This is a genomic window from Nonomuraea sp. NPDC049028, from assembly GCF_043197735.1.
Lineage (GTDB): Bacteria > Actinomycetota > Actinomycetes > Streptosporangiales > Streptosporangiaceae > Nonomuraea.
In genome coordinates, this window is sequence record NZ_JBICTR010000014.1 from 325,366 (window position 1) to 351,703 (window position 26,338).

A 26,338-nucleotide genomic window follows, 5' to 3' on the forward strand; every position below is an offset into this window, starting at 1 on the left:
CGGCGACGCTAACGAGAGCCGCTTGCACGCAGATTGACACCGGCTTGGCAGCGGGTGCGCGCCGCCGGTCGGCCAGGACCGTGGCTAACAGGACCGTGGCTAAAGGGCGGAAGACTCCTCCGTCACCAGGGCCCCGCTGGAGGTGTCGACCCGCATGTGCACCGGGCCGCTGATGAGCGACGGGTCCACGTGCAGCGCCCGCAGCGCGGCGTAGTCCAGCCCGCGATCCCTGGCCAGCGCGAGCGCCCGCTCGGCGACCACGCTCTCCGGCGTCTCCTCGACGCCCTCCATGTCCACGACGTGATGGACGTGCTGGATCACGCCGTCGGCGTCATACAGGACGCAGCTCTTGACGTAGGCGACCCGACCGCCGCCCGTTGACCTGAATTCCATCTCTCACCCCCAGAAGTCGAGCCGCGCGAGCAGCCAGCCGGTCTGATCCGTGCCCGTGGCGATCGCCAGAGTGACGCTGCTGACGCGGTCGAAGACCAGCGGCGGCCACGAGGGCCACTCGCCGAAGTCCACGTCCTGATCGGCGCCGGAGTCGAGCCTGCGCCGGAAGTGCTTGATCCCCGCGTACTGCGTCCCGCCCCCGGTCGCGCCGTACAGCGAGACCGACGTGCCGACCAGCGCCGGGGGAAGGTTGACATCGACCGTGTGGTAACCGTTTCCCCAGGCGGAGAACCAATGCCAGTCGATTCGAGTGACGGCCATCGCGCCCCCTCTCTCTTGGTTGTGCCGTTAAGCCAAGAGTGAGGAGGAATGGGGCGCCGCACCTGAGTAGTCCCCTACCCATTCGGGCGTCAGGAGTGGACGGCGCGGATCTCCGTGACGATGAACTCGTCGACGATGTGCTGGTTCTGCAGCAGGAACCCGACCATGCCCGCCACCGCCTCCGCGCCCAGTTCGGCGCGTATCTGCCCGCTCAGCAGGTAGACCAGGGGGGTCGACGGCTGGTCCAGCGCGAAGCGGCGGCCGTGGCGGTGTACGTCGTGCAGGGTCCTGATCGGGATCGGCCGCGCCGAGGTGAACCAGACCGCGACCTCCCACAACGGCAACGCCGGATCGGCGTCGGCCGAGACCTCGTAGCAGGTGACGCAGCCGTGCCCGGCGTGCTGCCCGTGCGGGCAGGTCCACTGGGCGATGTCGGCCCGGCTCTGGTCGTGGCTGCTGAGGATCGCCGCCTCCGTCACGCGCCGGCGCGCCGATCGCCGTGGGCCCTCGGACGAGGGAAAGTAGTCGTTGACGATGATCGGGTCCCTTCTCTCCCACATTTCCGATCTATTGAGCCTAGCTCCCACGCGACGCTCCGCGACGACCCCGCGCCCGACGGTCGCCCGTCGCCGGTCAGCCGCACCACCCGCCGACCGCCAAGCCCGTTATGCACCAAAGGCGGCCCAGAAGGGCATCCGAGGGCCATTTCAAGGAGGTTGCCTTAATAAAGCAGCCGACTTAAGGTGAGTGCGATCAGGTTCCCGAACTGGAGGGCACGATGACTGCTGAGGCGATTCCTGACTATCCCTTCACCCGGGCCACGGCTCTGGAGCCGCCCGCGGAGCTGGCGGAGCTGCGCGAGCAGTGCCCTGTCGCGCACGTCCGGCTGCCCAGCGGCGACGTGGCCGGGCTGGTGACCCGGTACGACGACGCCCGTGCGGTGATCTCGGACCCGCGGTTCAGCCGCAACCTCGCCCGTGAGGGCGCCGCCCGCATGTCCACCACGAAGGACGGCGGCCTGTTCAGCCGGCGCCGGATGGGCAGCGAGAACATCAGCGAGGGGGAGGGGCACCTGCGGTGGCGGCGGCTGCTCAGCCGCTGGTTCACGGTCCGGCGGATGGAGGTGTGGCGCCCCAGGATCCAGGCGATGACCGACGACCTGGTGGACGGCCTCGTGGCCAAGGGCTCCCCGGCGAACCTGTCGGCCGGGCTGGGACTGCCGCTTCCGGTGCGCGTCATCTGCGCGCTGGTCGGCGCGCCCAGCGAGGACCAGGACAAGTTCGCCCACTGGTCACGCACCATGCTGACCCTGACGCGTAACACCCAGGAGGAGGTCGACCAGGCGTACGAGGAGTTCAACGCCTACGTCTCCGACCTGATCGACCGCAACCGGGCCAACCCGGGCGACGATCTGCTCAGCGAGCTGACGCAGATCACCGACAGCGAGGACGGCCGCCTCAGCCACGCCGAGCTGATCGCCACCGTGCGCGGGCTGCTACTGGCCGGGCACGAGACCACGTCGAACATGATCGCCATCATGGCGGCGATGGTGCTCTCCGAGCGGGAGCGCTTCGAGGCGGTGATCGACGACCCCGAGCTGATCCAGGGCACGGTCGAGGAGGTCCTCCGCATGGACAGCACGCTCTCGGCGATCGGCGTGCCCAGGTTCATCACCGAGGACGTCGAGCTGAGCGGCGTGACGGTGCCCGCGGGGACGACGCTGATCCCCAGCGCGCCCTCCGCCAACCGGGACCCGCGCAAGTTCCCCGACCCCGAGCGGTTCGACCCGCGCCGGCAGGCCAACCAGCACCTCACCTTCGGCGCGGGGCCGCACTTCTGCATCGGCCAGCCCCTGGCCAGGATGGAGCTTCAGGTCGTGCTGGGCACGCTGGCCCAGCGGCTGCCGAGCCTGCGGCTGCGGGATGCCCCTGACGAGCTCAAGCTCCGTACCGGAGGGCTCTCCGGCGGGCTGCAGGACGTCTGGGTCACGTGGTAGCTGGAGGGTCCGTCATGAAGGTGATCGCCGACCAGGACCTGTGTTGCGCCAGCGGGATGTGCGTGATGACCGCCGACCAGGTCTTCGACCAGCGCGAGGAGGACGGTGTCGTCGTCGTGCTGGTCGAGGCGCCCCCGCCGGAGCAGCATGAGGCGGTGCGCGTCGCGGCCGCGGGCTGCCCCGCCTCGGCCATCCGCCTCCTGGAGTGACATCCGCCCATCAGGGAGTGGCGCTGACCGGGGCCAGCCACAGGCCGGTGATCGCGTCGATCATCCCCGTCGCGGCGGCGTCCCAGGTCGCGTGCGGGGTGGCCGTGCCCTCGTGCAGCGCGCGTTCCCGCTCGGCGCACATGTGCACCAGCAGGTGCCGGATCATGTCCTTGCGCTCCTGTCGTACCTGCTCGGGCAGGTCGGGTACGAGCCGGGAGATCCCGTCGAGGGTCTGCCGCAGCGACGAGGACGTGATCGTCTCGTCGGTGACGAGCTTGCGGAAGGCGGGGTCGGTGGTGACCTGGGCGGCGAACCGGGCGTACCAGGTCGGGGTGCCCAGATCGGCTATGTGTTCGGTGACGGGGCGTACGAGGCAGGCGATCCACTCGTGCAGGCCGGCCGAATCCGTGATCGTCGTGAGCATCTCGGCGCGCCGCCGCTCCATCGGCTCGGCGTGCCGGCGGACGATCGCGAGTACGAGATCGGTCTTCGTGCCGATGTGGTAGCCGACCGCGGAGTTGTTGGCCTGCCCCGCCGCCTCGCTGACCTGGCGGTTGGACACCGCCGCCACCCCGTGCTCGGCGAACAGCCGCTCGGCCGTCGTCACGAGCAGCTCACGGGTCTCGCCGCCACGCTCGGGCTTGGTCGTGGTCACCATTACCTCCGCACGGTCGTGGGAGCACCGTAGAGGGATCGCCTTGATTAAGTCAACTGCTTGACTCTATTGAGGCGATCGCCTTACGGTTGGGATGGCCGCCGCGCGATCTTCGCGTACCCGAAAGTGGGTGCGGGCGTGAGCGCGGCGCACAAGGGGGAGTGGTCATAGAGCCCCATAGCGCAACGATCGAGACAGGACGTCGATGACGACGCTGGTCCCTGGGACCGAGGTGCGGGCGCCACGCGGCGGCCTGACAGTGGCGGTGCTGGCGTTCGCCGGCATCGTGGTCGCGCTCATGCAGACCTTGGTCATCCCGTTGGTCCCGCAGCTGCCGACCCTGCTGCACGCCACCCCGTCGAACACCTCCTGGGCCATCACCGCCACTCTGCTGGCCGGCGCCGTGGCCACCCCGGTGTTCGGAGGGCTGGGGGACATGTACGGCAAGCGGCTGATCCTCGTGCTCTGCCTCGGGCTGCTGGTGACCGGGTCGGTCGTCTGCGCGCTCAGCAACTCGCTGGCCCCGATGATCGTGGGCCGGGCACTCCAGGGCGCGGCCGCCGGTGTCATCCCGCTGGGCATCAGCATCATGCGTGACGAACTGCCCCCCGAGAAGCTCGGCTCGGCGATCGGGTTGATGAGCTCCTCGCTGGGCGTCGGCGGCGCGCTGGGCCTGCCGAGCGCCGCGCTGCTCGCCGAGCACATCGGCTGGCACGTGCTGTTCTGGGTCTCGGCGGCGCTCGGCGCCGTGGTGGCCGGACTGGTGCTGGCCATCGTGCCGGAGTCGCCGCTGCGCACCGGTGGCCGCTTCGACGTGCTGGGCGCGGTCGGGTTGACGGCCGGACTGGTGTGCCTGCTGCTGGCCATCTCCAAGGGCGGCGACTGGGGCTGGACCAGCGGCACCGTTCTGGGGCTGTTCGCCGCCGCCGCGGTCATCCTGCTGCTGTGGGGTGTGTGGGAGCTCCGCGCGCGGCGGCCCCTGGTGGACCTGCGGATCACCGCCCGCCGCCGGGTGCTGGTGACGAATCTGGCCTCCATCACGGTCGGCTTCTCGATGTTCGCGATGTCGCTGGTGCTGCCCCAGGTGCTGGCGATGCCGGCGGCCACGGGATACGGCCTCGGCCAGTCGTTGCTGGTGATCGGCCTGTGCATGGCGCCGGGCGGGCTGGTGATGATGGCCACCTCGCCGCTGGCGGCGCGGCTGTCGGCCGCGCGGGGTCCGAAGGTGTCGCTGATGGCGGGCTCGCTGGTGATCGCCGTCGGCTACTTCCTGGGCATCGTGCTCATGAGCGGGGTCTGGCAGATCGTCGTGTTCACCTGCGTCATCAGCGCCGGGGTCGGCATCGCGTACGCCGCCATGCCCGCGCTGATCATGTCGGCCGTCCCGGCGTCGGAGACCGGCGCGGCCAACGGCCTGAACGCCCTCATGCGCTCGATCGGCACCTCCACCTCCAGCGCGGTGATCTCGGTCGTCCTGGCCAACATGGTCATCCGCTTCGGCCCCGCCGAACTGCCGTCCCTCACCGGCTTCCGGGTCGCCATGCTCATCGGCGGCGGCGCGGCGCTGGCCGCCTTCCTGATCGCCGCGTTCATCCCGAGCGGCCGCGATACGGGTAATCTGGCCCCGGTGGAGGCAGGGACCGCGACCAGAGCGCGGTGAACCAGAGCGAGGTCAGGCAACGGTCATGAAGGTCAGTGCAACATGACGCTCTCCGAGACGGCCGCCTCGATCTCGCCCCGCTCCGCGCTCGCCAGGGACAAGCTGATGCACACCGCGGAGCGGCTCTACGCGGAGCACGGGTTCGCGAACGTGTCGATCAGGAAGATCGGCGAGGCGGCGGGCCAGCGCAACAAGTCGGTGGTGCAATACCACTTCAGCACCCGTGACGAGCTCATCCACGCGATCCTGGCCCGGCACATGGCCGCGATCGAGAAGCACCGCGTCGCGATGGTGGCCGCGCTGGGCGAGTCGGGCGAGATGTCCCTGCGAGACTGGGCCACCTGCCTCGTCCTGCCGAGCATCGAGCATCACATCGACGTGGGCACGCCGTCCTGGTACGGCCGGTTCCTCGCCCAGGCCGTCGTGGAGCCCAGCCTGCGCGAATACACGATCCAGGCGCATCTGAACATGCCGTCGTTCCGCCGCCTGGAAGAGCTCGGCCAGCCGCCCGGGCGGGCCGCCGACCCTGAGCTCTCCGCGCAGCGGGGCGCGATGATCCGGCAGCTCATCGTCCACATGAGCGCCGAGCTGGAAGCCGACTTGGCCGACCGCCAGGCCGACCCTGGAACCGCCGAGCGGTCTTGGCGGCGGCTGGGGGACAACCTGATCACCGCCATCACCGGGCTCAGCTCCGCCCTGCGGGAGTAGTGCTGGCTGTGGTGGCCGAGGCGGCGGCGAACCGCTAGCCGTGGTGGCCGCGTGTGCGCCGTACGCCTAGCCGTGGTGGCCGAGTACGCGCCGTACGCCTGCCGCCACCCAGATCGTGGCCAGCCCGGCGTACACGCTCAGCAGCGCCACGCCCGGCGCGGCCAGGATCGTCGCCGTGACGATGGCCACGACGAGCAGGACCGTCCAGCCGTACAGGATCGCCCGTCCGCGCGCCGAGCCGGTATGTACGGCTTCCTGTACCGCGGTGACCAGGGCCATGACGGCCACGCCCGCGGTGCCGACCGTGTCCTGGCCGAGCGCCACGCCCAGCACGAGCACCGCCGCGCCCACGGCCACCAGACCGCAGCACAGCACGGCCACGCGGGCCTCGGCGCCCTCGAAGAGCAGCCGGGTGGCCTTGGCGCGGGCCAGCCGCAGCGTGGTCCACGCCTCGGCGACCCACGCCGCCCAGTGCAGGACCGCGATGATGATGAAGACCACGATGAGCGGCGGGACCGCGGGCAGCAGGAACACCAGCCGGCCGCCACGGAACCCGCCCCGCAGCCGCGCGAGCCGCCGGTAGAGCGGATTGCGCTGCTTCAGCGCCGTCACCAGGAGATCCCTGGCCTGGTCGAAGCCGGGGTCGAGGCGGAGCACCTCGCGGAAGGCGTCCGCCGCCCGCCGGGGATCGCCGAAGGCCAGCGCCGCCCGGCCGTACGCCAGGTGCGCGATGGCGCTCTCCGGGTCCAGCCCCACGGCGTGCGCGGCGGCGGCCGTGGCCTGCTCCGCCTCCCCGAGCTCGGTGAGCGCCACCGCCAGCAGGCTCACCAGGTCGGATTCCTGCGGGTCGATGGCCAGCCCGCGCCGCGCCGCCTCGGCCGCCTGGAGCCACTGACTCTTGGACACGTGGACGCGGGCCAGCAGCTCCCAGATCGGGGCGTACTCGGGCTCGAGCTCAAGGGCCACGTGGAGCGCGGCCATCGCCTCGTCGGGGCGGCGGGCGAGCTGATGCACCTGTCCGGCCACGTAGTGCGTGAGCCACTGGTCGGGCGCCAGCCGGATCGCCTCATGCGCCTCCTCGACCGCCTCGGCCACGACGCCCTGCTGGGCGAGGGCGAGCGCCAGGAAGGAGTGCGCGGTGATGTGCTGCGGATCCTGGGCGAGCGCGCCGCGCAGCTCCCGCTCGGCCTCGGCCGGACGGCGCATCCCCAGCAGGGTCCGCGCCCGCTGTACCGGATCTGCGGTGGTCACCACTTGGCTTTGACCCAGGGCAGCAGCTCGTCCCAGGCGCCGGAGTCGTTGGAGTGCATCACGTAGTTGCGCGCGGTGGCCATCCATTCGCGCACCGCGGTCGGCCGTACGCTCTGAGCCGCGGCCAGCAGATCGGGCGTCGACAGCGGGATGGGACGGCCCGCGCTGATCGACTGCTGGAGCTTGACCTCCACCGCCCGGTCCACCACGCCCTTCAGATCGGCGCCGACGAAATGGTCGGTGACCCGCGCGACCGCGTCGAAGTCCATCTCGGCCAGGGGCTTGTCGCGGCACAGCAGGCGCAGGATGGCCGCGCGGGCCGCCGGGTCGGGCGGCGGGACGAACACCGGCTGGTCCAACCGGCCGGGACGGCGGAACGCCACGTCCACGTACCAGGGGGCGTTCGTGGCCGCCAGCACCAGGACCCCCTCGTTGGCGTTCTGGTCCACGCCGTCGAGCTCGGCCAGGAACTGGTTGACCAGCTGCCGCGTGTGCGCCTGGCGCATGTCCGAGCGGCGGGCGGCCAGCGCGTCGACCTCGTCGAAGAACAGCACGCACGGCCGGTTGCGCCGGGCCAGCTCGAAGGTGGCCCGCAGGTTGCGCTCGCTGGAGCCGATGTACATGTCCAGGATGTCGGCCAGGCCCACGTTGACGAACGACGCGCCGAGCTCTCCGGCGGCGGCCCTGGCCAGGTGCGTCTTACCCGCTCCCGGCGGGCCGTACAGCAGCACTCCGCCACCGGCGCGCTTGCCGTAGGCGGCGAACAGATCCGGCTGCTGGATGGGCAGCAGGAGCTTGACGCGCAGCGACTCCTTGACCGCCTCCATGCCGGCCACGTCGGCGAAGTTGAGCTTGGAGCGCTCGACCTCGGCAGTGGCCCCGTCCACCTGCGCGGGCGCCGACGTGGGCGCCGGCGCGGCATAGGACTGCCCGGGAGGTGCCGCTGCTCCGTACGGCGAGGCGGGCGGTGCCGGTGCCCCGTACGGTGGGGCGGGCGGTGGCGTTGTCCCATACGTCGGGGTCGGCGGGGCCGACAGCCGGGCGGCCAGGTCGGCGTCTCCCACGGACGGATCGCGGGAGACCGCCTCGTGGTAGCGGTAGCCCGCCCGCGCCATGTCCCCCTCGCCGAGCAGCGCCCGAGCCGCCAGCACGCCCACCTTGGGCGGGTAGCCGGGCGAGGCCAGCAACGGCTCGAGCGCGGCCAGCGCGGCGCCGTAGGCGCTCTGCCGGACGAACGCCTCCGCCAGCCCGGTTATGATGCCCGCGTCCTTGGGCGCGAGCACGAGCGCGGCGCGGTATTCGGCCTCGGCCTCGCCGAGATACCCCTTGGCCAGGAGCTGCCCGGCCAGGTGCTGCCGCAGGGGAAGGTTGTCCGGGGATAGGCGGGCCGCCTCGCGGAGCGCCTGGAGACCGGCATCGTCGAGCACGTGCCGTCCCTTCTGTAGCGGGTGGTTTCGGTCGGTCCTGAACTACGCAAGATACCGAAATCAGCTCATACAGGGGCGCATGGGGCGTGAGCCCGGCAGCTCCGACACCAGGGGCGGTCGCCGGGCGCTTCCCCACGAAGAGCCGGGCCACCGCCCTGGGCTGGACCGCCGGGATGGGCTGCTTCGGCGCGGTCTTCGGTCCCTGGCTCGGCTTCGAGGTTTTTCGCTGTCCCCGGGAACAGTTAACCGTTAACGGGTAACATTTACCGTCTACAGCAAGCAACGATAGTCTCCGTCCGGGTGGGACAACATGGGAGGAGAGCCGGTGACGATCATCAATCCGTTGCGCAATCCCCCGCTCGGAGATCAGCTACTCGTCCAGCTCCGCTCGCTCATCGTGCGCGGCGAGCTGGGTGTGGGCACGCATCTGGTCGAAGGCAGGATCGCGGAGCGCTTCGGGGTGAGCCGCGGGCCGGTCCGCGACGCGCTGCGCCAGCTGGAGATCGAAGGGCTGGTCGAGACGCGCAAGCGGGGCGTCTTCGTCCGCGGGCTGTCCGACAAGGACCTCCTGGAGCTTTACTCGCTGCGCGGCGCCCTGGAGAGCCTGGCCATCCGGGAGGCGATCGTCCGCCTTGAGACCGCCGACTGGGGGCAGATCGACGAGGCTCTCGACCAGATGCGAATCGCGGCCGACCCCGCCGATCCCGCCAAGTTCGCCGCCGCCGACCTCGACTTCCACAGCGGGTTCTACACGCTCGGCGGCAACCGCTGGCTCACCGCCACCTGGGCGCTGCACCGGCCGCTGTTCGCGGCGGTGATGGAGATCACCAACACCGACCGGGACCTGGCCGGCGTCGCCGACGACCACGTCGTCCTGAGGGACGTCGTTCGCTCGGGCGACGTCGACGCCGCGCTGGCCGCGCTCACCGCCCATCTCGACGGCTCCTGCAGCCGGATCCGCACGACGCTGAGCGAGCGCCCGCGCCCACAACCGGCCTTCTGACACGCGCGCCTGGCTGCCCCTCGCCGCCGTGGATCCGAGGACGTCCTGACCGGCGCTCGCTCAGCCGGCCGACCAGCCGCCGTCCACCGGGACGATCGCGCCGTTGATGAACGAGGCGGCGTCGGAGGCGAGGAAGAGGGCGGCGTCGGCCATCTGCTCCGGCTTGGCCATGCTCTCGCCCAGGGCGAGCACGGGGGCGAGGCGGGCGGCGCCGGCCGGGTCGAAGGTGGTGTTGGTCGCGATGCCGGTCATGGTGGGGCCGGGCAGGATGGCGTTGCAGCGGATGCCGCTCTTGGCGTACGCCCAGGCCACGCTCTTGGTCAGGCCGACCACGCCATGCTTGGAGGCGGTGTAGGCGGCCCCGGCCGTGCCGCCGCGGATGCCGGCCTCGGAAGCGGTGTTGACGATCGCGCCGCTGTTCTGGCTCAGCATGTACGGCAGCACCGCGTGCGTGACCAGGAACGTGCCGGTCAGGTTGACGCGCAGCACCCGCTCCCACAGTGAGAGCGGGATGTCGGCGGGCAACGCCATGGTGTCCATGATCCCGGCGTTGTTGCACAGCACGTCGATGCGCCCGTACGCGCTGATCGCGCTCTCGACCAGCGCGGCCACCGAGGCCTCGTCGGAGATGTCGGCCGCCACGCCGATCGCCGCGTCACCGAGGTCGGAGGCGGTCCGCTCGGCGCTGCCGGAGTCGATGTCGCAGGCCACGACGCGGGCGCCGGCCTTGGCGAAGGCGACCGCCATGGCCTGGCCAATCCCGGAGCCCGCTCCGGTGACCAGGGCGACCTTGTTGTCAAAGGTGCTCAAAGAGATGGTCCTTTCAATAAGGCAAGCGGTGGCAGGCTATAACCGGACAATAGTGTCCGGTGACAACGTAACCGTTGGGTCTGATAGGTGTCGAGAGGAGCGCGTGCATGAAGTCGAACATTCGGACTCTGATGTCCGGTTGCTATCGTTGCTGCCATGCCTGACGTACGCCGGATGAACAGAGGCCCCGGCGCCGCGGCCGGGAACCGCGCGGCGCTGATCGCGGCGGCCCGCGACGTGTTCGCCACCGCGGGCTACGACGCGCCGCTCAGCATGGTCGCCCGCACGGCCGGCGTCGGCCAGGGCAGCCTGTACCGGCACTTCCCCGACCGCGTCAGCCTCGCGCTCGCCGTGTTCGAGGAGGGGGTGACCGCGCTGGAGGCGCTGGCCGCCGAACCGGGCGCCACGCTCGACGACGTACTGGCCTTGATCACCGAGCAGGCCATCGCCTCGACCGCGTTCATCGACATGGTGCGCGTGCCCCCCGCGGACCCCCGCCTCATCGCGGTGCGCGACCGCGTGGCGGACCTGCTGACGGACAAGCTCGCCGAAGCCCAGCGCGCTGGGCGGATCCGTCCGGACCTCACTCCCGAGGACCTGGTCATGGCCGTCGGCATGCTCGCGGCGGCCCTCGTCCAGCGGCCGGCACCTGCCCGCCGAGTCGCCGCCGCACGGGCATGGGCGCTGTTGCGCAAGGGGCTGGACGCCTGACCGCCTGCTCTTTTTAGGTCCGCCGGATACTCCATGACCTCAGCTAATGACTATCAGTAGTCATTGGATTACTCTTTGCATGGGCAAAGTTGATGGGCATCAGGAGATGGCGTGCGACCACGGCTGCGGGACGACGTCCGCTACGTGCCCTGTGACGAGGGCGCGTACATCCATGCCGACCACGGGGCATGCACGCTGAAAGGCGCACAGGCGTACGAACTGCTCAAGAAGCTCGCCCCCTACCTGACCGGCGAACACAGCCTGACCGAGCTGACCGCCGCGCTTCCCGCCGACCGCCGCCTGATGGTCGTGCGCCTGGTCGAGACGCTGGCCGGTCAGGGATTCGTCGTCGATGCGGCGGATGAGGAGCCGCACGGCCTGAGCGAGTGCGAGCGGCGGATCTACGCCGCCGAGATCGCCTTCATCCGCTACCGTTTGGCCTCGGCCGAGCGACGGTTCGAGCGGCTACGCGAGGCGCGCGTCACCCTGGCCGGGCACGGCCCGGTGCTGCTCGCCCTGCTGGAAGCGGGCCTGGTCTCCGGCTGGCGGCAGGTCCGCGTGGCGGCCCCCGCCGAGGAGGCCGCCAAGCTGGAGCAGGCCGCGGCACGGGCTCGGCGGGACGAGGCGCAGCGGGTACGCGTGGACCCCGCCCCACCGCTGTGGGCCGACGCCGACGTGGTCTTTCAGATTGGCACGGAGACGGCCGACCTGCTCACGACGGCTCAAGCGTGCCCGCCGGACGTTTCGCTGGGCCAGATCCTGCTCCGCCCCACCGAGGCATGGATCGTCGGCCCCGGCCCAGCGGCCTCGGCCGTCTCGTGCTGGCTCCGTCTGGGCGGTCTGCCGTACCACGATGAGTACGACGATGGCACAGACCTGCTCGCCGGTCCGGTCCCGGCGGTGCTGGTCGCGCAGCCTGCCCTGTCGTGCTTCGCCCGCCTCACCGGCTTGGCGGAGGGGCAGCAGGGGCACGCAACGGCTACCCGGGTGGACCTGCACACGCTGGAGATGTGCCGTCATCGGGTGGTGCCATGGACGTCCGCTGTTCCGTACCGCGACGGCAGGGTGGTTTCGGCGCTCGGCGTAGAGGGTGGCGACGCTGACGGGTTGCGCGCGACGGTCGAGCGACTCCAGGCGGCCGAGCCGATTTCGCCGGAGGAGTTGCTCGAACGGGCGACGCGGTATGTGGACCCCCGCACCGGGCTGCTGAGGACCTTGGATGAGGAAGACCTGGTCCAGGTCCCGGTGTCGGTGTGCCGGGCCGTCGTCTCCGACCCGCGCCGGATCTTGCCCAGCTGGGCGCCCGCGCCGCGAGTTGTCGGCTGGGGCCGGGATCGGCGAACCGCGCGGGTGCGCGCCCTGCTGGCCGCCTGTGCGACGTACGGCGTCCTGACCGCCGAGAACGCCGAAATGTGGGGTTTTGAGCCGCTCACCGGCCGCACACGCCGGGTGCCTGCGCCCGTCTTCTCCGCCGCTGGCCGACCGCCGATCGGGGTGGGCGCGGGATTGTCGTGGTCGGCCGCGCTGGCGGCTGGGCTGCGTTCGCATGCCGAAATGCTGCTGGACACGGACTCCACGACTGGGGAGTGGTCGCGTACCGAGGTGTTGCCGGACACCCATGTCACGGTCGGTGCTCGCGTATCGCCGGACGATGTCGCGGACGCCGAGGTCGCCTACCTGCTCGCACTGCTGCGGACTGCGGGGGAGCGACTTGAGATCCGCGACCTCACCGGTGTGCTCCAGATCCCCGCCTATGCGGTGGCCTGCGGATCCGCGATCTCGATGGCCTGCGCCTCCACACCGGTGCTGGCGTTGCGGGACGCGGTCGAGCGCGCGCTGCTGGCCTGGCAGGCGCGCACCGCGCGCCAACCGGCCTACGGCGACCCGGTGCCGTCGTGGTGGGCGGGCGAGGAGCCGCCAGAGTGGAAGCTCCTCGCGGAGGCGCTGCAGGCGGCCGGGCACGTGCCGGTGGTGGTGCCCATGCACCAGGACGCGGCCGCGGTCGAACTGCTGCCGTACGTGGTGCGAGTGGTGCTGTGTGATGACTGACGCGCCGGCCGACCCGGCGCCGACCGGTGAGTCGCACCCTGTACTGGCCAGCCTCCTGCCGACAGGGGAACACCGCACTGCGCCGCTGCGAGTGGCTCTGCTGGGGTCCGGCCGCCTGCGCGACGCCATCGGGTCGGCGCTGCCGCAGCCGCCCATCCCAAACCACGCCCCTCTCACAGACGCCCGGTCGACGGATGCTCCATCGACGGATGCCTGGCTGTCGGACGTCTCACGGCCGGACGTCCCACTGCCGGATGCTCCGCTGCCGGGCGCTCCACTGACAGAGGCCACCTACGACATCGGCACGCCGGACGTGCTCGTGACGGCCCACGATGCCGACGACACCCGCCACTACCAGCGCGTCTACCGGCAGGCCGTCGCCGCGCGTATTCCCTGGCTGCCCGTACGGACAGATACCGGCTGGGTGCTGATCGGCCCGGCCGCCCGGCCGCCGCGACCGGGCTGCCCCCTCTGCGCCGAGCGCCGCCGCGCGAGCAACCGGGCGGACGCGAGGGCCCGTCGCGCGCTGCGAGAGCAGTACGGTCAGGAGCTGGTCGCCCGGCCATGCGCCTTGGTGACGCCCTTGCTGGCCGCCGCGGTCGGGGCGCTGGTGGCGGCCGAAGCCGACCGGTTGCACCGCGATCCGGCCTCCGCGCGTACCGATCGGGCGCTGTTGCGGATCTCCATCGAGACCGGACTGCTCACCCGGCATTCCGTGCTGCCCGACCCGCTCTGTCCGGACTGCGCCGACCTGCCGGAGGATCGCCCTCGTGTCCCGGCCTTCGGCCCGTCACCCAAATCCGACCCGTACGTCTTCCGGCTACGGAGCCTGACCGGGCGTCAGGCGGAGCTGGAGCGGCTGTACGTGGACGCCGAGACCGGCTTGATCCAATCCCTGGCAACGGGGACGGCGCTTGGCAGCGCCACGGCCGTCGCCCACCTGCGCCCGGTCATCGCCCGCCACGACAGCAATCACGGCTACGGCCGATCCCGCGACTTCGCCTCGGCGCGGTTCACCGCGATGGCCGAGGCGCTCGAACGTCACGCGGGCCTGCGCCCCCGAGGCCGCCGCACCGCCGTCCACGCCCCTTACGCGGAGGTGGCCGATCGAGCCCTGGATCCGCGCACGCTGGGCCTGTTCCCGGACGAGTGGTACGGCCGGCCGGACTTCCCCTTCGTCCGCTTCGACCCGGTACGGCCGACAGCCTGGGTATGGGGCTACTCCTTCGCCCGTGCCGAGCCGCTCCTCGTGCCGGAGAGCTACGCCTACTACGGCCCACGGCCCGAGGGCGATCCCGGATTCGCCTATGAGTGCTCCAATGGATGCGCGATCGGCGGCTGCCTGGCCGAAGCGGTCTTCCACGGCCTGCTGGAGGTCGCCGAACGGGACGCGTTCCTGGCCACTTGGTACGCCCGCTTGCCCGCCCCGCGAGTTGACCTGGACTCGGCTGCGGACCGGAGCATCCCGATGACCGCCGCCCGGATCCGTCACGACCTCGGCTACGAGGTGATGGCCTTCGACATCACCCTGGAGCAGGGCGTCCCGGCCTTCTGGACGATGGCGGTGGACCGGGTCGCCGGCCCCGGCCGGCCGTACACAATGTGCGCCGCCGCCGCCCACCCCGACCCCGAGCATGCCCTGGCCTCGGCGCTGGCCGAACTCGGACCCGGCATCGAGGGTCTGGCGCGCCGCTACGACGCCGAGCAGGCCGCGTGCCTGCTGGCCGCGCCCGACCGAGTACGCGAAATGGACGACCACGCCCTGCTCTACGGGCATCCCGACGCCTTCCGTCGGCTGGCGTTCCTGCCCGCCGACGGGCCGCGCCTGCCGATCGCTGGGACCTGGCCCACCAGAGACGACCTGGCCGGTGACCTCGCCGAGCTGGTCGGCCGCTATCTGGCGACCGGGCTGGACGTGATCGCCGTCGACACCACCGGTCCCGAGCAGCGCGCGGGCGGCTTCGCCTGCGCGAAGGTGCTGGTGCCCGGCACCGCGTCGATGACCTTCGGCCACCGCTTCCGCCGTACCCACGGTTTGCCCCGTCTGCTGTCGCTGCCGCGCCTGCTCGGCTATCGGGAGCGCGACCTGTGCCCCGGCGAGCTCAACCCCGACCCCCACCCGTTCCCATGACGACCGCCATGGACGCGGCGGGCGCGGCGATCCGCACCTATCTGGAGGCCCTGCGGGGTCGCGCGCCAGGCCCGGCCGACTGGAGCGCCGCCCCGGCGCGGTACAAACGCTACTTCGGTGCCACCCGCCTCCCACTGCCCTCCGGCCCGGTCGGCGAACTGCTGCGCGACCTGCTCGGCCTGGTCCGCGTCGACTGGGTTCATCCGGTCGACGAGCAGGGGCGGCCGGTCGAGGGAGCGCCGAGGATCACCGTGGGCCGTCCGGCGCCCTCTGGCGGCGGGCTCTATCCGATCGAGGGCTACCTCGCCGGGGGCGGTCCCGGTCTGCCCAGCGGCTTGTTCCACTACGACCCGGTGCATCACGCCCTGGAGACGCTGCATCTCGGCGACCACCGCCAGGCACTCACCGGCCTGCTCGCCGCGCCCCCTCCCGAGCCACCCGATCTGGTGCTCGTGCTGTCCGCCGTCTTTTGGCGTACCGGGTTCAAGTACGGCGATTTCGCGTATCGCCTGCAATGTCAGGAGATCGGGGCCCTAACCGCCCAGGCCCTCGCGCTGGCCGAGAAGCAGAGTCTGGGGGCATCGGTCCACCTGCTGTTCGACGACGCTGCGGCTGACCGGCTGCTTGGTCTGGACACCGCCGCGGAGAGCGTGCTGGCCGTGCTCACTCTCACAGGCACCCCCCATGAGCCGGTACGGCAGGACGACGCCGCCCACCCCCCGCGTCGGTCCCCAGCCGATGATCTCGCCCCCCGGCCCGCCCACTCCCGGCGTCGGCCCACAGCTGATGGTCTCGCCCCCCGGCCCGCGGACCCGCCGCCGATCAACGACCGGCTGCCCTACCTGGCCGCTCTACATGCCGCCACTCGGACCACCACATCGGTGCGCGATGGCGGTCTCGCCAGTCCCGAGCCTGTCGCCACTCGGACCACGGCCTTGGCCTGCGACCTTGCCGATCCCGAGCCCACCGTCGCCTGTACCAGCGCCTCGGCCTCCGATGTCTGTCCCGCTGATCCCGAGCCCACTGCGCCGCCAGGAGGAGGAGAAGAAGAGTTCTCGCTGCCGGACATCACCCCCATACGGCTCGCCGACGGCATTCCCCACCGGGCCTCGCCCATCATCGGATACCGGCCCGAGCCGATCAGCCCCCAGACGCTCGCTCAGATCCTCGCCGCCGCCTCCGCCACCTACCCCGGCGACCTGTCCAGCATCTCGCCGACGATCACGCTGTACGTGCTCGCGCTGCGTGTCCATGGCCTGCCGGTGGGGGCCTACCACTACAACGCCGAACGGCGGGCCCTGCTACGGATCGCCGCCGAGCCCGCCGCACGGATCACCGGCGGACCGCTGGCGCCCAACACCCGCGTCGGTCTGCGGAGTGCGGCGGCGGTACTCGTTCCGGTGGGCGACCCGGTGGGTGGCGTCCGGTGGTTCGGTGACCGCTGGTACCGCCTCCAGCAGGCCGAGACGGGCCTGGCCGTCCACCGCGCCACGCTGGCCGCCGCCGCGCTCGGTCTCACCTCACGCATCCACTCCGACGGCACCACCCCCGCCACTGAGGCGGCACTCGGTCTGACGGGCAGTCGCAGGCAGGCGTTGAGCTTCCTGCTGCTCGGCAGGCCCCCCGCAGGCCCGTCGCTCATCCGGCGTCTCCCCGCCCCGGCGGTGGACGGCGTCGGCTCAGGCGACGGCACCACACCTACGACAAGCGTGGGTGCCATCCATCCCCCATATGAAGGGAGAAAGGAAAACCATGTCCGACAAAATCCAGCTCGACCTTGACGGTCTGGTGGTGGACAGCATCGAGGTGCTGCCCGCCGACTCCATCGAGTTCCTCACCACGGGCCACGGCATGACCGAGAACGCCGCGTCGTTCGGCTGTTTCTGCGGCGGCGGTAGCTGCCTGGCCCTCCCGTCCGACGAGATCTGACCGAGATCACGTCCTGATCAGGTGTGCCCGAGCCCGAGGGCGCGGGCACACCGCTCCGCCGTCGCGAAAGCCGGGAACGTCCCGAACGGCCCGGCCAGCTTGAACGGCTCGAAAGGTGATGCGCATGCCCCAGAGCAGTCACGCGGACCAGGGCGAGGCTCGCTCGGTTCTCTCGCCGGTGTTCGGGGTTCGAGTGGCGGGGATGGCGGTCGGCGACCTGGAGGACCTGCGCTTCACCCGCACCTGGTCGCTCGTCGACGAACTGCTGGAAACCTCGGCCATGGTGGCGAGCGAGGGCGCGGCCCTGTCCGAGGCACTGCACGAGGTGATCGGCGACAATGCTCGGCCCGACCTCAAACCGCTGCTGGTCGCGCTGCGCCGGGCGCTGTTCAGTGCGCGTGCCCCGCGGGCTCGTACCCGATCGGAGGAGGTGATCCGGGCACTGCCGGACGGCCTTGACCAGCGGATCACAGCGTGGCTGGGCCATCTGGAGCGGCGCGGCGCGCTGGAGGGCGCGCTGCCCGGCGTGCTGGCGGCTGAGCGGCGCGAGAAGACGACGCGGCTGCGCGAGGTCGTCGCCGCCGACGCCTTCCGCCAGGGCCTGGCCCAGAGCAGCCCGGTGCTGTCGGCCGAGCTGGACAAGTGGCTGGCCGGCCGGGCGGACGCCGTACCTGGGCGGCAGACACTTCTGCGGCTGACCCGCTATGTGGCCCGGGTGGCGGCCAAGACCAGCCCGTACGCGACCTTCACGGCCGCCGGGTTCGGCCACTGGACGGAGCACGGACCAGCGGTGGTTCCCGCTCAACGTCTGGTACGTCGGGGTGTGGCCGAGCTGCACCCGTTCGTCGTCGAACGGATCTGGCAGGCGCTCGCCGACCGGCCCGAGCTGATCGACCGGGTACGGCTGCGGGTCAATCCCTCGGCTACAGAGGACGAGGGCCGGATCTGGTTCCTCGGCGCTGGTCCGAGCGAGCCGATCAGAAGCGTCCCGGCCGTCGACGCCGTACGCGCTGTGCTGGACGCCGTCCGTACCGCGACGTACCCGACCGAGCAGGCGCTGCGTGCTCGCTTCGGACACGACGGGCAGGTGGCGCGGGTCGTGGCGGTCCTGCTGGAGGCGGGGCTGCTGGAACGGCGGCGTCCCTACGCCGACCAGTCCGGCGACCCCCTCGGCGAGCTGATCGCCTGGCTGCCCGCCGGCCATCCCGCCGCCGGCGCGCTGCGGCGGCTCGAGGAGGCGGTGGCCACCTACCCCGAACTGACCTGTGCGGCCGAACGCGCCCACCGGGCCCAGCAGATCGACGAGCAGGCGCGGGGCCTGAGCCTGGGGGAGGGGCCAGTGGGACTCGTCACCCCGAGTCCGGAGACGACCCTGTTGATCGGCGGCGTGACCCGATGCGGCAAGGAGCGGTGGCGGGCGGTGTTCGACGATCTGGACGCCGTACGCGAACTGCTGGGGCTGCTGGACATGGACCTGCCGGTCAAGCTGGCAGCCACCGCTCTGTTCCGGGAGAAATACGGGCCGTCCGCGTCGGTACCGTTCCTGAGGTTCTACCGGCAGGCCCACCAGGCCGCCGAACTGCGAGCCTTGCTGCACCCGCCGCCGGGCGGGAACTCCGGGGACGGCGCGCCCGCACTCGCCGAGCTGCGCCGCCAGACGTGGCGGACGCTGCGGGCCGCGGGCGAGGACCCGTCGGGGGCGATCCGGGTCGATCCCGCGCTGGTGCGCAAGCTCGCCGCCGGTTGGCCGCGCTATGTTCGCGCGCCCCGCTCCATCTGCTGTTACGGCCAGGCGCTGACCACGCCGCAGGGGCCGGGCTTGGTGGTCAACACCATCGCCTGCGGGTACGGCAGGGGGCTGGGCCGCCTGCATCACCTGCTGGCGCGGGTCACCGACGGGATCTCCGTGCTGGACCGCCACGAGATCTCCGCGCCGGACCGCTACGAGATCTCCGCGCTCGACCGCCACGAGGTGGATGAGTGCCTGGGGGCGTTCGGTACCAGTCTCAATCTGCGGCCGGCGGTGGGGCGGGCGATCGACTATCCCTTCACCACGGACGACAGCCCGGACGCCCTGACACCGGCGGAACTGCGGGTCGCCTACGAGGCCGAGCGTCAGCTGGTCGTGCTGCGCGATGCGGACGGTTCCGAGGTACGTCCGATGCATCTGGGGCTGCTCGCCCCCTATCTGCTGCCTCCCGCGTACTCGTTTCTGGTGCGCGTTTTCGGTGAGCCACCGGTGGCCCTGCCGCCCGGCCGACGGCTGGGTGGCAGCCAGGAGGGCGGTGGCCAGGAGAGTGGTGGGTGGCGGTGGCCGCGGTTGGAGGTGGGGCGGGTCACGCTGGCCCGCGCCCACTGGCGGCTGCCCGCCGGGGAGCTGCCCACCCCCGGGAAGGGGGAGAGCGAGGCGGCCTACCTGGTGCGGTTCGCCCGTTGGCTGGCCGAGCACGGCATCCCGCGCCGGTTCTTCGCCCGGGTCATCCCCGCGGACAGGGCGAAGGGCTTTTTCACCAAGGCACGCAAGCCGCTGTACGTGGACGTGGCCAACTGCTTCCTGCTGTTCGACCTGGCTCGTGCCGCGAGCGACCCCGGCGATCTGGTGGTGCTGGAGGAGGTGCTGCCCGACCTCGCGGACAACCCGCGCTACGGCGACGACGGGACGCGTGTCACCGAGTACATGTTCCAGCTCACCGCCACGGGAGAGCGCCCATGACCATTCCCGTGGAACCTGGGGTGGTGCCGGGTTGGATCAGCGCCCACCTTTTCCATGCGGGGTCCTTCGACGACCTGATCGCGCAGGTGATCGCGCCCCTGGAGGGGGAGTTGCGGGAGGAGCTGGCCGGGTTCTTCTTCCTGCGCTACTGGGAGGGTGGCCCCCACCTGCGGCTCAGGGTGAAACCGCGGGGTGGCGCCGACGCCGGGCGGATTCGCGGCCTGATCCGGCGGCGGGCCGACGCCTACTTCGCCGAGCATCCGTCGGCGCGTGGCCTCCCTTCCGCCGACTACCAGGCGCTGGCGGCCCGCCTTGCCCACGCCGAACGCCGGGCCGACCACGACGACCGCCTGTACCCCAACGACTCGGTGGAGTTCATCGCCTACCTGCCCGAGCACGACGTCTACGGCGAGGGAGCCTGTATCGCGGCCGTGGAGGAGCATTTCACCGACTCCAGCCGCCTGGCGTGCGGGATCCTCGCCACCGGTCCCGATCAAGGGCGGCGGGCGGCGATCGGCTTGGCCGCCTACACCCTCACCATGGCCGCCTGCCTCCCCGACCCGCAGGCCGCGGCACAGGCCTTCGCGCTGCGGCTCGGGGCCACTCCGGTGCCACCTGACGTGGAAGAGGTCTTCCGGAGCGAGGCCGACGGCCTGCTGCGGCAGACCCGGCGGCTGTGGAACCGGCCGGTCTCAGGGCCGCTGGCAGCCTGGTCGTCCTCCATCCGTACCCTGCGCGACCGCCTGACCAACCTCGGCGCCGCCCTGCCCGACCCGGCCGACCTGGGATCACCGGCGGCCTTCCTGGCCGGCGCACCGGAGCCCCCAAGCCTCACGGCCCCTGCCGTCCCGTACATCCTGTTGCGCTGCACGCATCTGCTGCACAACCGGCTGGGCATCACCCCCGCCGCCGAAAACCGCCTGGCCCTGCTGACCTTGCGCACCCTGGCCGCACTTCACGAGAGGTGAATTCGCCATGACCCCCCTCCAGCCGTCCCGCTGGCACAGCGTCCACATCTCCTACCACGACGTGCCAGGCCAGGACGACCTGCTGCTGGACGCCGTCGGCCCGCTGTTGCGCCACTTGAGCGGCACCGTCGAGGCCGTCAACGTGCTACGGCACTGGCGCCGGGGTCCCCACCTGCGGCTGAACGTCAAGACCGACCCCGCCACCTGGGCGGACACCGTACGGCAGGCCATCGACGAAATCATCGGCTCCTACCTGCGCGCGCACCCCTCCACCGCGGTCCTCGACCAGCGTGCGCTGCTCGCCCAGCACCGGGTGCTCGCCGAACAGGAGAAGGACCCCGGCCCGCTCACCCCCTGGTATCCCGACAACTCCCTCCACAACGCCCCCTACGACGCCCGTCACCAGGCCCTGGACGAGGACGCCGCCGACCTGCTGGCCGACTTCTACTCCGACAGCACCCCGCTGCTGCTCGACACGTTGCGACATGTCCGTTCGGGCCGGGACACCAAGGAGGGGCTGGCCATGGCGCTGATGCTGGCCACCTCCCACACCGCCATGGGTCCGATCACCCGCAGCTTCGTCTCCTACCGCTCCCACGCCGAAGGCTTCCTGGCCCGCTGCGCCGACCCCGACGCCATACGGGCCGGCTTCGAACGGGATTACCAAGCCAGGCGAGAGGAGCTGACCGGCAGGGTGCGCGCGGTCATCGCGACCCTCGACGGCACCACCGGTGTGCCCGTCCCTTTCGTCCGCGAATGGGCCGCTCTGATCGCCGAGTACGGCCGCCGCGCCCAACCGCTGATCGCCCGCGGCCGGCTCATCCGCCCCGGATCCCACCAGGAAGCACTCGCCATCCCGAGGCTCAGCGACTTCCACCGGCTGATGTTCTCCAGCCAGACCTACCACGACCGCGTCTTCGCCGATCCGGACTTCCTGCGCTACCGCGTCCTGATCAACTACACCTACCTGCAGAACACCCGGCTCGGCATCACGCCGCCGACCCGCTTCCGCATCTGCCACCTGGCGGCCAACGCGGTGGAGGAGGTCTACGACCTGTCGGCGCTCGGCCTGATTCGCGCGTTCGTCGAGGCCCACCCGTGAAATTCCGCGCGTTCGTCGAGGCCCGCCCCTGAAACCTCCACCCGCTGTCATCCCCGGGATGAGGCATGGGACATCCTCACATAGTGCCGATCGTGAGGGAGACCATGGAAAACGCGGACGATGTCACGGCCTCGCCCGAGACGATGCTCGACGTGCTGGAGCGTCGCGCGGCCGTCGCGCCGGAGGCGGAGCTCGTGCGGTTCGAGGATGGCACGTCGCTCCGCGTCGAGGAGTGCCGGGCGCGGGCCACCGCCGTCGCGCGCGGGCTCGCGGGTCTGGTGTCCCCTGGCGATCGGGTCGTCACGTGCCTGCGTCCTGGTCCGCGGTTGGTCGAGGTGATGTTCGCCCTGGCCAGGCTCGGTGCCGTCGAGGTGCCGCTGGCGCTGGACGCCCGGCTTCCCGCGGCTCGGCACCTCACCGGGGCCACGGGGGCGCGCGTGCTCATCGCCGGGACGGACGCCGTACATGACAATCCCGACCTCGGCGCCCTGGCCGCGGAGATGGAGCGCGTGGTGCTCGTGACCGAGCGGGCGCGGGCCGAGCTGGCGGGGTCGGTGGACATGGACGACCTGCTCGCCGCGCCGCGCCGCCTGCCGGAATGGCGTCCGGGACCGGCGGATCCGGCCGTCGTCATGGCGACCTCGGGCACCACCGGCCGGGCCAAGGGCGCGCTGTTGCCACATTTCGCCGGCGTCCGGCAGGCCCGGCGGGTGGCCAGGGCCATGGGGTACGAGCCAGGGGACGTGCTGTTCAACGTGTTCCCCTGGAACCACATCAACGTCAGGCACGCGGGGTTGCTGCCCGCGTTGATCTCCGGCGCCACGCTGGTGGCCCACTCGCGCTTCTCCGCCTCCCGGTTCTGGGACATCTGCCGACGGGAGGGGGTCACGGCGTTCAACTTCATGGGCGCCGTGGCGGCCATCCTCGAACGGGCTCCGGCCACCGAGTCCGACCGTCTCCACCAAGTGCGCCGCGCCTACGGGGGACCGGCGCCGGAAGCCCTGACGAGGCGTTTCCAGGACCGGTTCGGCGTGCCGCTGCTGGAGGCGTACGCGTGCACCGAGCTCGCCGACGTGGCGGTGAGCACGGCCGGTGTCCGGCGGCCGGGCTCGGCCGGCCGGCCCGTCCCGGAGTACGAGGTGGTGATCAGGGACGAGGACGGCCGGCCGCTTCCGGCGGGACAGGTCGGGCAGATCACCGCGCGGCCCAGAGCGGGGTCGATCATCTTCAGTGGGTACGCAGGCGACGACGCCGCCACGGGGAAGGTGCTGCGCGACGGCTGGTTCACGACCGGGGACCGTGGCCGGCTCGATGACGACGGCTTCCTCTATTTCGCCGGCCGCCGCGCCGACGTCATCAGGCGGCGCGGCGAGAACATCGCCACCTGGGACGTGGAGCAGGTGGTGGCCGCGATGCCGGGCGTCCTCGACGTGGCCGCGGTGGGTGTTCCCTCCGAGCTGACCGAGGAGGAGGTGCTGGTGGCGGTGAGCGCCGCGCCCGGAGCCGTCGTCCGCGCGCCGGAGGTGTACGCCTGGTGCCTCGACCGGCTCCCGCGCCACGCCGTTCCGCGTTACGTGCGCGTACTCGACGACCTGCCGCGCAACGCCGCCACGAAGGTGGTCAAGGGTGAGCTGCGCGGCGACGGCGTGCCACCGGACGCGTGGGACGCCGACGCGGGGATCGCCTGACCGCGCGGGCCGTCGGACAGGCGGTCGTCTGACCGCACGAGCCGCCGGACAGACCGGCATGGCCGGCCGGACCGCTGGACAGACCGGGATGGTCGCGCCCCGGCGATCCCGCGCTCTACGTTCGAGCCGTCAATACGTGCCGCTGAAAGGAGCGGGTGTGCCGGACAGGTTGCGGGTTCTGGACCTCACCGACGAGCTGGCCTTCAACGGGGCGAGGCTGCTGGTGGGGCTCGGGGCCGACGTCGTACGCGTCGAACGTCCGGCCGCTGCGGTGCTGTCGCGCGCGGAGACCCTGCACTGGCACGCGGGCAAGCGGATCGTGGGCGTACCCGAGAGCGCCGAGGTCCTCGACGGGCTCGTGGAGCAGGCGGACGTGGTGATCGAGAGCGGCCCGCTCGAAGAGCTCGCGGGCGTGCGCGCGGGATCCGGCGCGGTGTCGTCGCGCTGGCCGCAGGCCGTCCACGTCGTGGTCACGCCGTTCGGCATGAGCGGCCCCCGGAGCGCCTGGCGAGCCGACGATCTCGTGGCCGCGGCCGCCGGTGGCATGGGCTGGCTGGGCGGGCAGCCCGGTGGGCAGCCCAAGCCGCCGCCCCGCGAGCAGGCAACCCAGCTCGCGGGGGCGCACGCGGCCATCGCGGCGCTGCTCGGCGTCATCGCCCGCGACCGTACCGGGCGGGGGCAGCTCATCGACGTCTCCGTGCAGGAGGCGGTGGCCGCCACGCTGGAGACGGCCGCCATCTCCTGGATCCACGCCGGCCGGTACCCCTCCCGTAACGGCGGGGTGTACGAGCACGTGGCGCACCGCGTCTTCCGTACCGCGGACGGTCATGTCGCGGGCGGATACTCCGGCAGTGACCGCATGTGGACGGATCTGCTCGCCTGGATGGCGGAGTCGGGCGAGGCGGCGGACCTGACCGAGGAGAAGTGGTCCGATCCCGTCTTCCGCTGGCGGGGCCGTGAGCACGTGGACGAGATCGTGGCCAGGTTCGTGGCCAAACGCTCCGCCGCGTCGGTGGCCGAGGAAGGACGCGCGCGGGCGCTGCCGTGGGCCGAGGTCGCCACGGCCGCGCGCCTGCCCGCCAACCCCCAGCTCGTCGCGCGCGGCTTCTTCACCCGCATCCTGGGCGAGGGCCTGCCTGCGGACGGTGTCACGGACGTGGGCTTCCCCTTCCCCGCCGCGGAGCCACCGCGCCCGGTACGCCTCACCGAACCGCGTCCCGCTCCCATTGAGGCCCCCTGGCGGACCGCGCACCCCCGGGGCCGCCGGGCGGCGACGGGCACCGGACGTCCGCTGGCGGGGGTCCGTGTTCTGGACCTGACCTGGGTGCTCGCCGGCCCGTACGCGACCAAGACGCTGGCGGAGCACGGCGCGGACATCATCAAGATCGAATCCCGGCACCGGCAGGATCCCACGCGCTTCGCCCCGTCGATGAGGCTGCGCCCCGACGCCGGGTTCGACGACAGCGGCTACTTCATCAACTTCAACCGGGGCAAGCGCGGCGTCGCGCTCAACCTGCGTACCGAGCCGGGCCGTGAGGTGCTGCGGCGGCTCGTCGCCGAGTGCGACGTGGTCATCGAGAACTTCAGCCCCGGCGTGCTCGCCAAGTGGGGGCTGTCCTACGACCAGATGGCGGAGCTGAATCCCGGCGTCATCCTGGTGTCGATGGCCGGGGTCGGGCAGAGCGGGCCGTGGCGGGACGCGGTGACCTTCGCCGACACGCTCGCCGCCATGTCCGGGCTCACCAGCGAGACCGCCGATCCCGGGGAAGGCCCGCAGGGGCTGACGTTCGGGCTGGGGGACATGGTGGCCGCCAACTCGGCCGTCCTGGCCGTGCTCGACATGATCACGGCTGGTCGGGCGGGGCATGTGGATCTCTCCCAGCTGGAGGCGATGGCCGCGTCCATGGGACCGGCCGTACTCGAAGCCGAGCTCGGGGACTCGCGTGCCGGAGGCGAGGTCGGCGGCTCGCGCGCCGAAGCCGAGCCCGGCGATTCGCGTGCCGAAGGCGAGTCCGGGGACCCGCGTGCCGTGGTGCGGCCCAATCGGCATCCGCGGATGGTGCCGCACGGTGTCTATCCGACCAGTGGCGATGATCGCTGGCTCGCGCTGGCCGTACGCGGGGACGAGGAATGGCGGCGCCTCGCCGAGCACGCCGGAATTCCGGAGCTGGCCGCGCTGGCGTCTGCCGGGCTGGAGGAGCGCCGCGGGCGCGAGGACGAGATCGACGACGCCCTGGCAGTCTGGTGCTCGCGACACGACGGCGCGTCACTGGCGGCCGAGCTGCAAGGGCTGGGCATCGCCGCCGCCGTCGTCGCCACCGGGCGGGACCTGGTGGAGGGCGACGAGCACCTGGCCGCGCGTGGCTTCTACCCGGTGCTGGATCACCCGATCGCGGGTCCGGTACGGCACGAGGGCATCGTGATCCGCATGTCCGACACCCCCGGAGCGCTCACGGCACCGGCGCCACTGCTCGGTGAGCACACCGACGCGGTGCTGAAGGAGCTGCTCGGCATGGACGAGGAAGAGCTCGCCCGGCTACGCGACGCCGGCGTCCTGGAATGACACCCGCCCCCTGACCACGACCTTCTCCCCGCGGCTGAAGTCCGGGGCCTC

General features: G+C 71.7%; 22 protein-coding genes. 15 read left to right on the plus strand and 7 right to left on the minus strand.

Translation table 11 applies throughout. The annotated features are described in order from the left end of the window. Window positions 1–99: 99 nt before the first annotated feature. From ACGFJ2_RS47015 to ACGFJ2_RS47025, 3 genes are all read right to left on the minus strand, one after another. On the minus strand, window positions 100–393 hold the full coding sequence (locus ACGFJ2_RS47015) for a hypothetical protein (RefSeq protein WP_393479730.1): 294 nt from the start codon (window positions 391–393) through the stop codon (window positions 100–102). A 3-nt stretch (window positions 394–396) separates the two neighbouring features. After that, complete coding sequence (locus ACGFJ2_RS47020) at window positions 397–714, minus strand: hypothetical protein (protein ID WP_357952112.1); 318 nt, start codon at window positions 712–714, stop codon at window positions 397–399. An 89-nt stretch (window positions 715–803) separates the two neighbouring features. Further along, window positions 804–1,274: a hypothetical protein gene (locus ACGFJ2_RS47025; RefSeq protein WP_357952113.1), complete on the minus strand. Its 471-nt coding sequence runs from the start codon at window positions 1,272–1,274 to the stop codon at window positions 804–806. A 218-nt stretch (window positions 1,275–1,492) separates the two neighbouring features. On the opposite strand from ACGFJ2_RS47025, the gene ACGFJ2_RS47030 reads away from it, so the two are divergent. Continuing rightward, the gene (locus tag ACGFJ2_RS47030) at window positions 1,493–2,710 is read left to right on the plus strand and encodes a cytochrome P450 (RefSeq protein ID WP_357952114.1); all 1,218 of its coding nucleotides are present in this window, start codon (window positions 1,493–1,495) and stop codon (window positions 2,708–2,710) included. A 14-nt stretch (window positions 2,711–2,724) separates the two neighbouring features. After that, window positions 2,725–2,919 (plus strand): ferredoxin, encoded by a 195-nt coding sequence (locus tag ACGFJ2_RS47035; protein WP_357952115.1) that lies wholly within the window; start codon window positions 2,725–2,727, stop codon window positions 2,917–2,919. Window positions 2,920–2,929: 10 nt separating this feature from the next. Here the strand turns inward: ACGFJ2_RS47035 and ACGFJ2_RS47040 are convergent, their stop codons facing one another. Continuing rightward, a complete protein-coding gene (locus ACGFJ2_RS47040) occupies window positions 2,930–3,577 on the minus strand; it encodes a TetR/AcrR family transcriptional regulator (protein ID WP_357952116.1) in 648 nt (215 codons plus the stop codon). Window positions 3,578–3,779: 202 nt separating this feature from the next. Here ACGFJ2_RS47040 and ACGFJ2_RS47045 point away from each other — a divergent pair, with 202 nt between their 5' ends. Together ACGFJ2_RS47045 and ACGFJ2_RS47050 are read left to right on the plus strand one after the other, a co-directional pair. Next, complete coding sequence (locus ACGFJ2_RS47045) at window positions 3,780–5,234, plus strand: MFS transporter (protein ID WP_357952117.1); 1,455 nt, start codon at window positions 3,780–3,782, stop codon at window positions 5,232–5,234. Window positions 5,235–5,276: 42 nt separating this feature from the next. Further along, window positions 5,277–5,942, plus strand: a complete 666-nt coding sequence (locus ACGFJ2_RS47050) for a helix-turn-helix domain-containing protein (RefSeq protein WP_357952118.1) — start codon at window positions 5,277–5,279, stop codon at window positions 5,940–5,942. Between the two features lie 66 nt (window positions 5,943–6,008). Here ACGFJ2_RS47050 and ACGFJ2_RS47055 read toward each other — a convergent pair whose 3' ends face one another. Continuing rightward, the gene (locus ACGFJ2_RS47055; RefSeq protein ID WP_357952119.1) at window positions 6,009–7,193 is read right to left on the minus strand and encodes a tetratricopeptide repeat protein; all 1,185 of its coding nucleotides are present in this window, start codon (window positions 7,191–7,193) and stop codon (window positions 6,009–6,011) included. Further along, window positions 7,190–8,620 (minus strand): AAA family ATPase, encoded by a 1,431-nt coding sequence (locus ACGFJ2_RS47060; RefSeq protein WP_357952120.1) that lies wholly within the window; start codon window positions 8,618–8,620, stop codon window positions 7,190–7,192. The genes ACGFJ2_RS47055 and ACGFJ2_RS47060 overlap by 4 nt, the downstream gene beginning before the upstream one ends. A 325-nt stretch (window positions 8,621–8,945) precedes the next feature. Here ACGFJ2_RS47060 and ACGFJ2_RS47065 point away from each other — a divergent pair, with 325 nt between their 5' ends. Beyond that, on the plus strand, window positions 8,946–9,623 hold the full coding sequence (locus ACGFJ2_RS47065) for a GntR family transcriptional regulator (protein ID WP_357952121.1): 678 nt from the start codon (window positions 8,946–8,948) through the stop codon (window positions 9,621–9,623). 60 nt (window positions 9,624–9,683) lie between these two features. Here the strand turns inward: ACGFJ2_RS47065 and ACGFJ2_RS47070 are convergent, their stop codons facing one another. Further along, a complete protein-coding gene (locus ACGFJ2_RS47070) occupies window positions 9,684–10,433 on the minus strand; it encodes a glucose 1-dehydrogenase (protein ID WP_357952122.1) in 750 nt (249 codons plus the stop codon). A 156-nt stretch (window positions 10,434–10,589) separates the two neighbouring features. Here ACGFJ2_RS47070 and ACGFJ2_RS47075 point away from each other — a divergent pair, with 156 nt between their 5' ends. The 10 genes from ACGFJ2_RS47075 to ACGFJ2_RS47120 all read left to right on the plus strand — a co-directional run bounded on the left by ACGFJ2_RS47075 (window position 10,590) and on the right by ACGFJ2_RS47120 (window position 26,287). Next, a complete protein-coding gene (locus ACGFJ2_RS47075) occupies window positions 10,590–11,144 on the plus strand; it encodes a helix-turn-helix domain-containing protein (RefSeq protein ID WP_357952123.1) in 555 nt (184 codons plus the stop codon). Between the two features lie 111 nt (window positions 11,145–11,255). Then, complete coding sequence (locus ACGFJ2_RS47080; protein ID WP_357952124.1) at window positions 11,256–13,193, plus strand: hypothetical protein; 1,938 nt, start codon at window positions 11,256–11,258, stop codon at window positions 13,191–13,193. Further along, complete coding sequence (locus ACGFJ2_RS47085; protein ID WP_357952125.1) at window positions 13,186–15,324, plus strand: TOMM precursor leader peptide-binding protein; 2,139 nt, start codon at window positions 13,186–13,188, stop codon at window positions 15,322–15,324. Before ACGFJ2_RS47080 ends, ACGFJ2_RS47085 begins: the two co-directional genes overlap by 8 nt. Then, window positions 15,321–17,105 carry a SagB family peptide dehydrogenase gene (locus tag ACGFJ2_RS47090; protein ID WP_393479739.1) on the plus strand — a complete coding sequence of 595 codons (1,785 nt, stop codon included), beginning with the start codon at window positions 15,321–15,323 and terminating at the stop codon, window positions 17,103–17,105. The genes ACGFJ2_RS47085 and ACGFJ2_RS47090 overlap by 4 nt, the downstream gene beginning before the upstream one ends. Beyond that, window positions 17,077–17,253 (plus strand): thiomuracin/GE37468 family thiazolyl RiPP peptide, encoded by a 177-nt coding sequence (locus ACGFJ2_RS47095; protein WP_357952127.1) that lies wholly within the window; start codon window positions 17,077–17,079, stop codon window positions 17,251–17,253. The genes ACGFJ2_RS47090 and ACGFJ2_RS47095 overlap by 29 nt, the downstream gene beginning before the upstream one ends. A 124-nt stretch (window positions 17,254–17,377) precedes the next feature. After that, complete coding sequence (locus ACGFJ2_RS47100; protein ID WP_393479742.1) at window positions 17,378–19,966, plus strand: lantibiotic dehydratase; 2,589 nt, start codon at window positions 17,378–17,380, stop codon at window positions 19,964–19,966. Next, on the plus strand, window positions 19,963–20,934 hold the full coding sequence (locus tag ACGFJ2_RS47105; RefSeq protein WP_393479744.1) for a lantibiotic dehydratase C-terminal domain-containing protein: 972 nt from the start codon (window positions 19,963–19,965) through the stop codon (window positions 20,932–20,934). The genes ACGFJ2_RS47100 and ACGFJ2_RS47105 overlap by 4 nt, the downstream gene beginning before the upstream one ends. 7 nt (window positions 20,935–20,941) lie before the next feature. After that, window positions 20,942–22,036 (plus strand): thiopeptide maturation pyridine synthase, encoded by a 1,095-nt coding sequence (locus ACGFJ2_RS47110; RefSeq protein WP_357952130.1) that lies wholly within the window; start codon window positions 20,942–20,944, stop codon window positions 22,034–22,036. Window positions 22,037–22,128: 92 nt separating this feature from the next. Continuing rightward, window positions 22,129–23,724 carry an AMP-binding protein gene (locus tag ACGFJ2_RS47115; RefSeq protein ID WP_393479748.1) on the plus strand — a complete coding sequence of 532 codons (1,596 nt, stop codon included), beginning with the start codon at window positions 22,129–22,131 and terminating at the stop codon, window positions 23,722–23,724. A gap of 157 nt (window positions 23,725–23,881) precedes the next feature. Further along, a complete protein-coding gene (locus ACGFJ2_RS47120) occupies window positions 23,882–26,287 on the plus strand; it encodes a CoA transferase (protein ID WP_393479750.1) in 2,406 nt (801 codons plus the stop codon). Window positions 26,288–26,338: the final 51 nt, after the last annotated feature.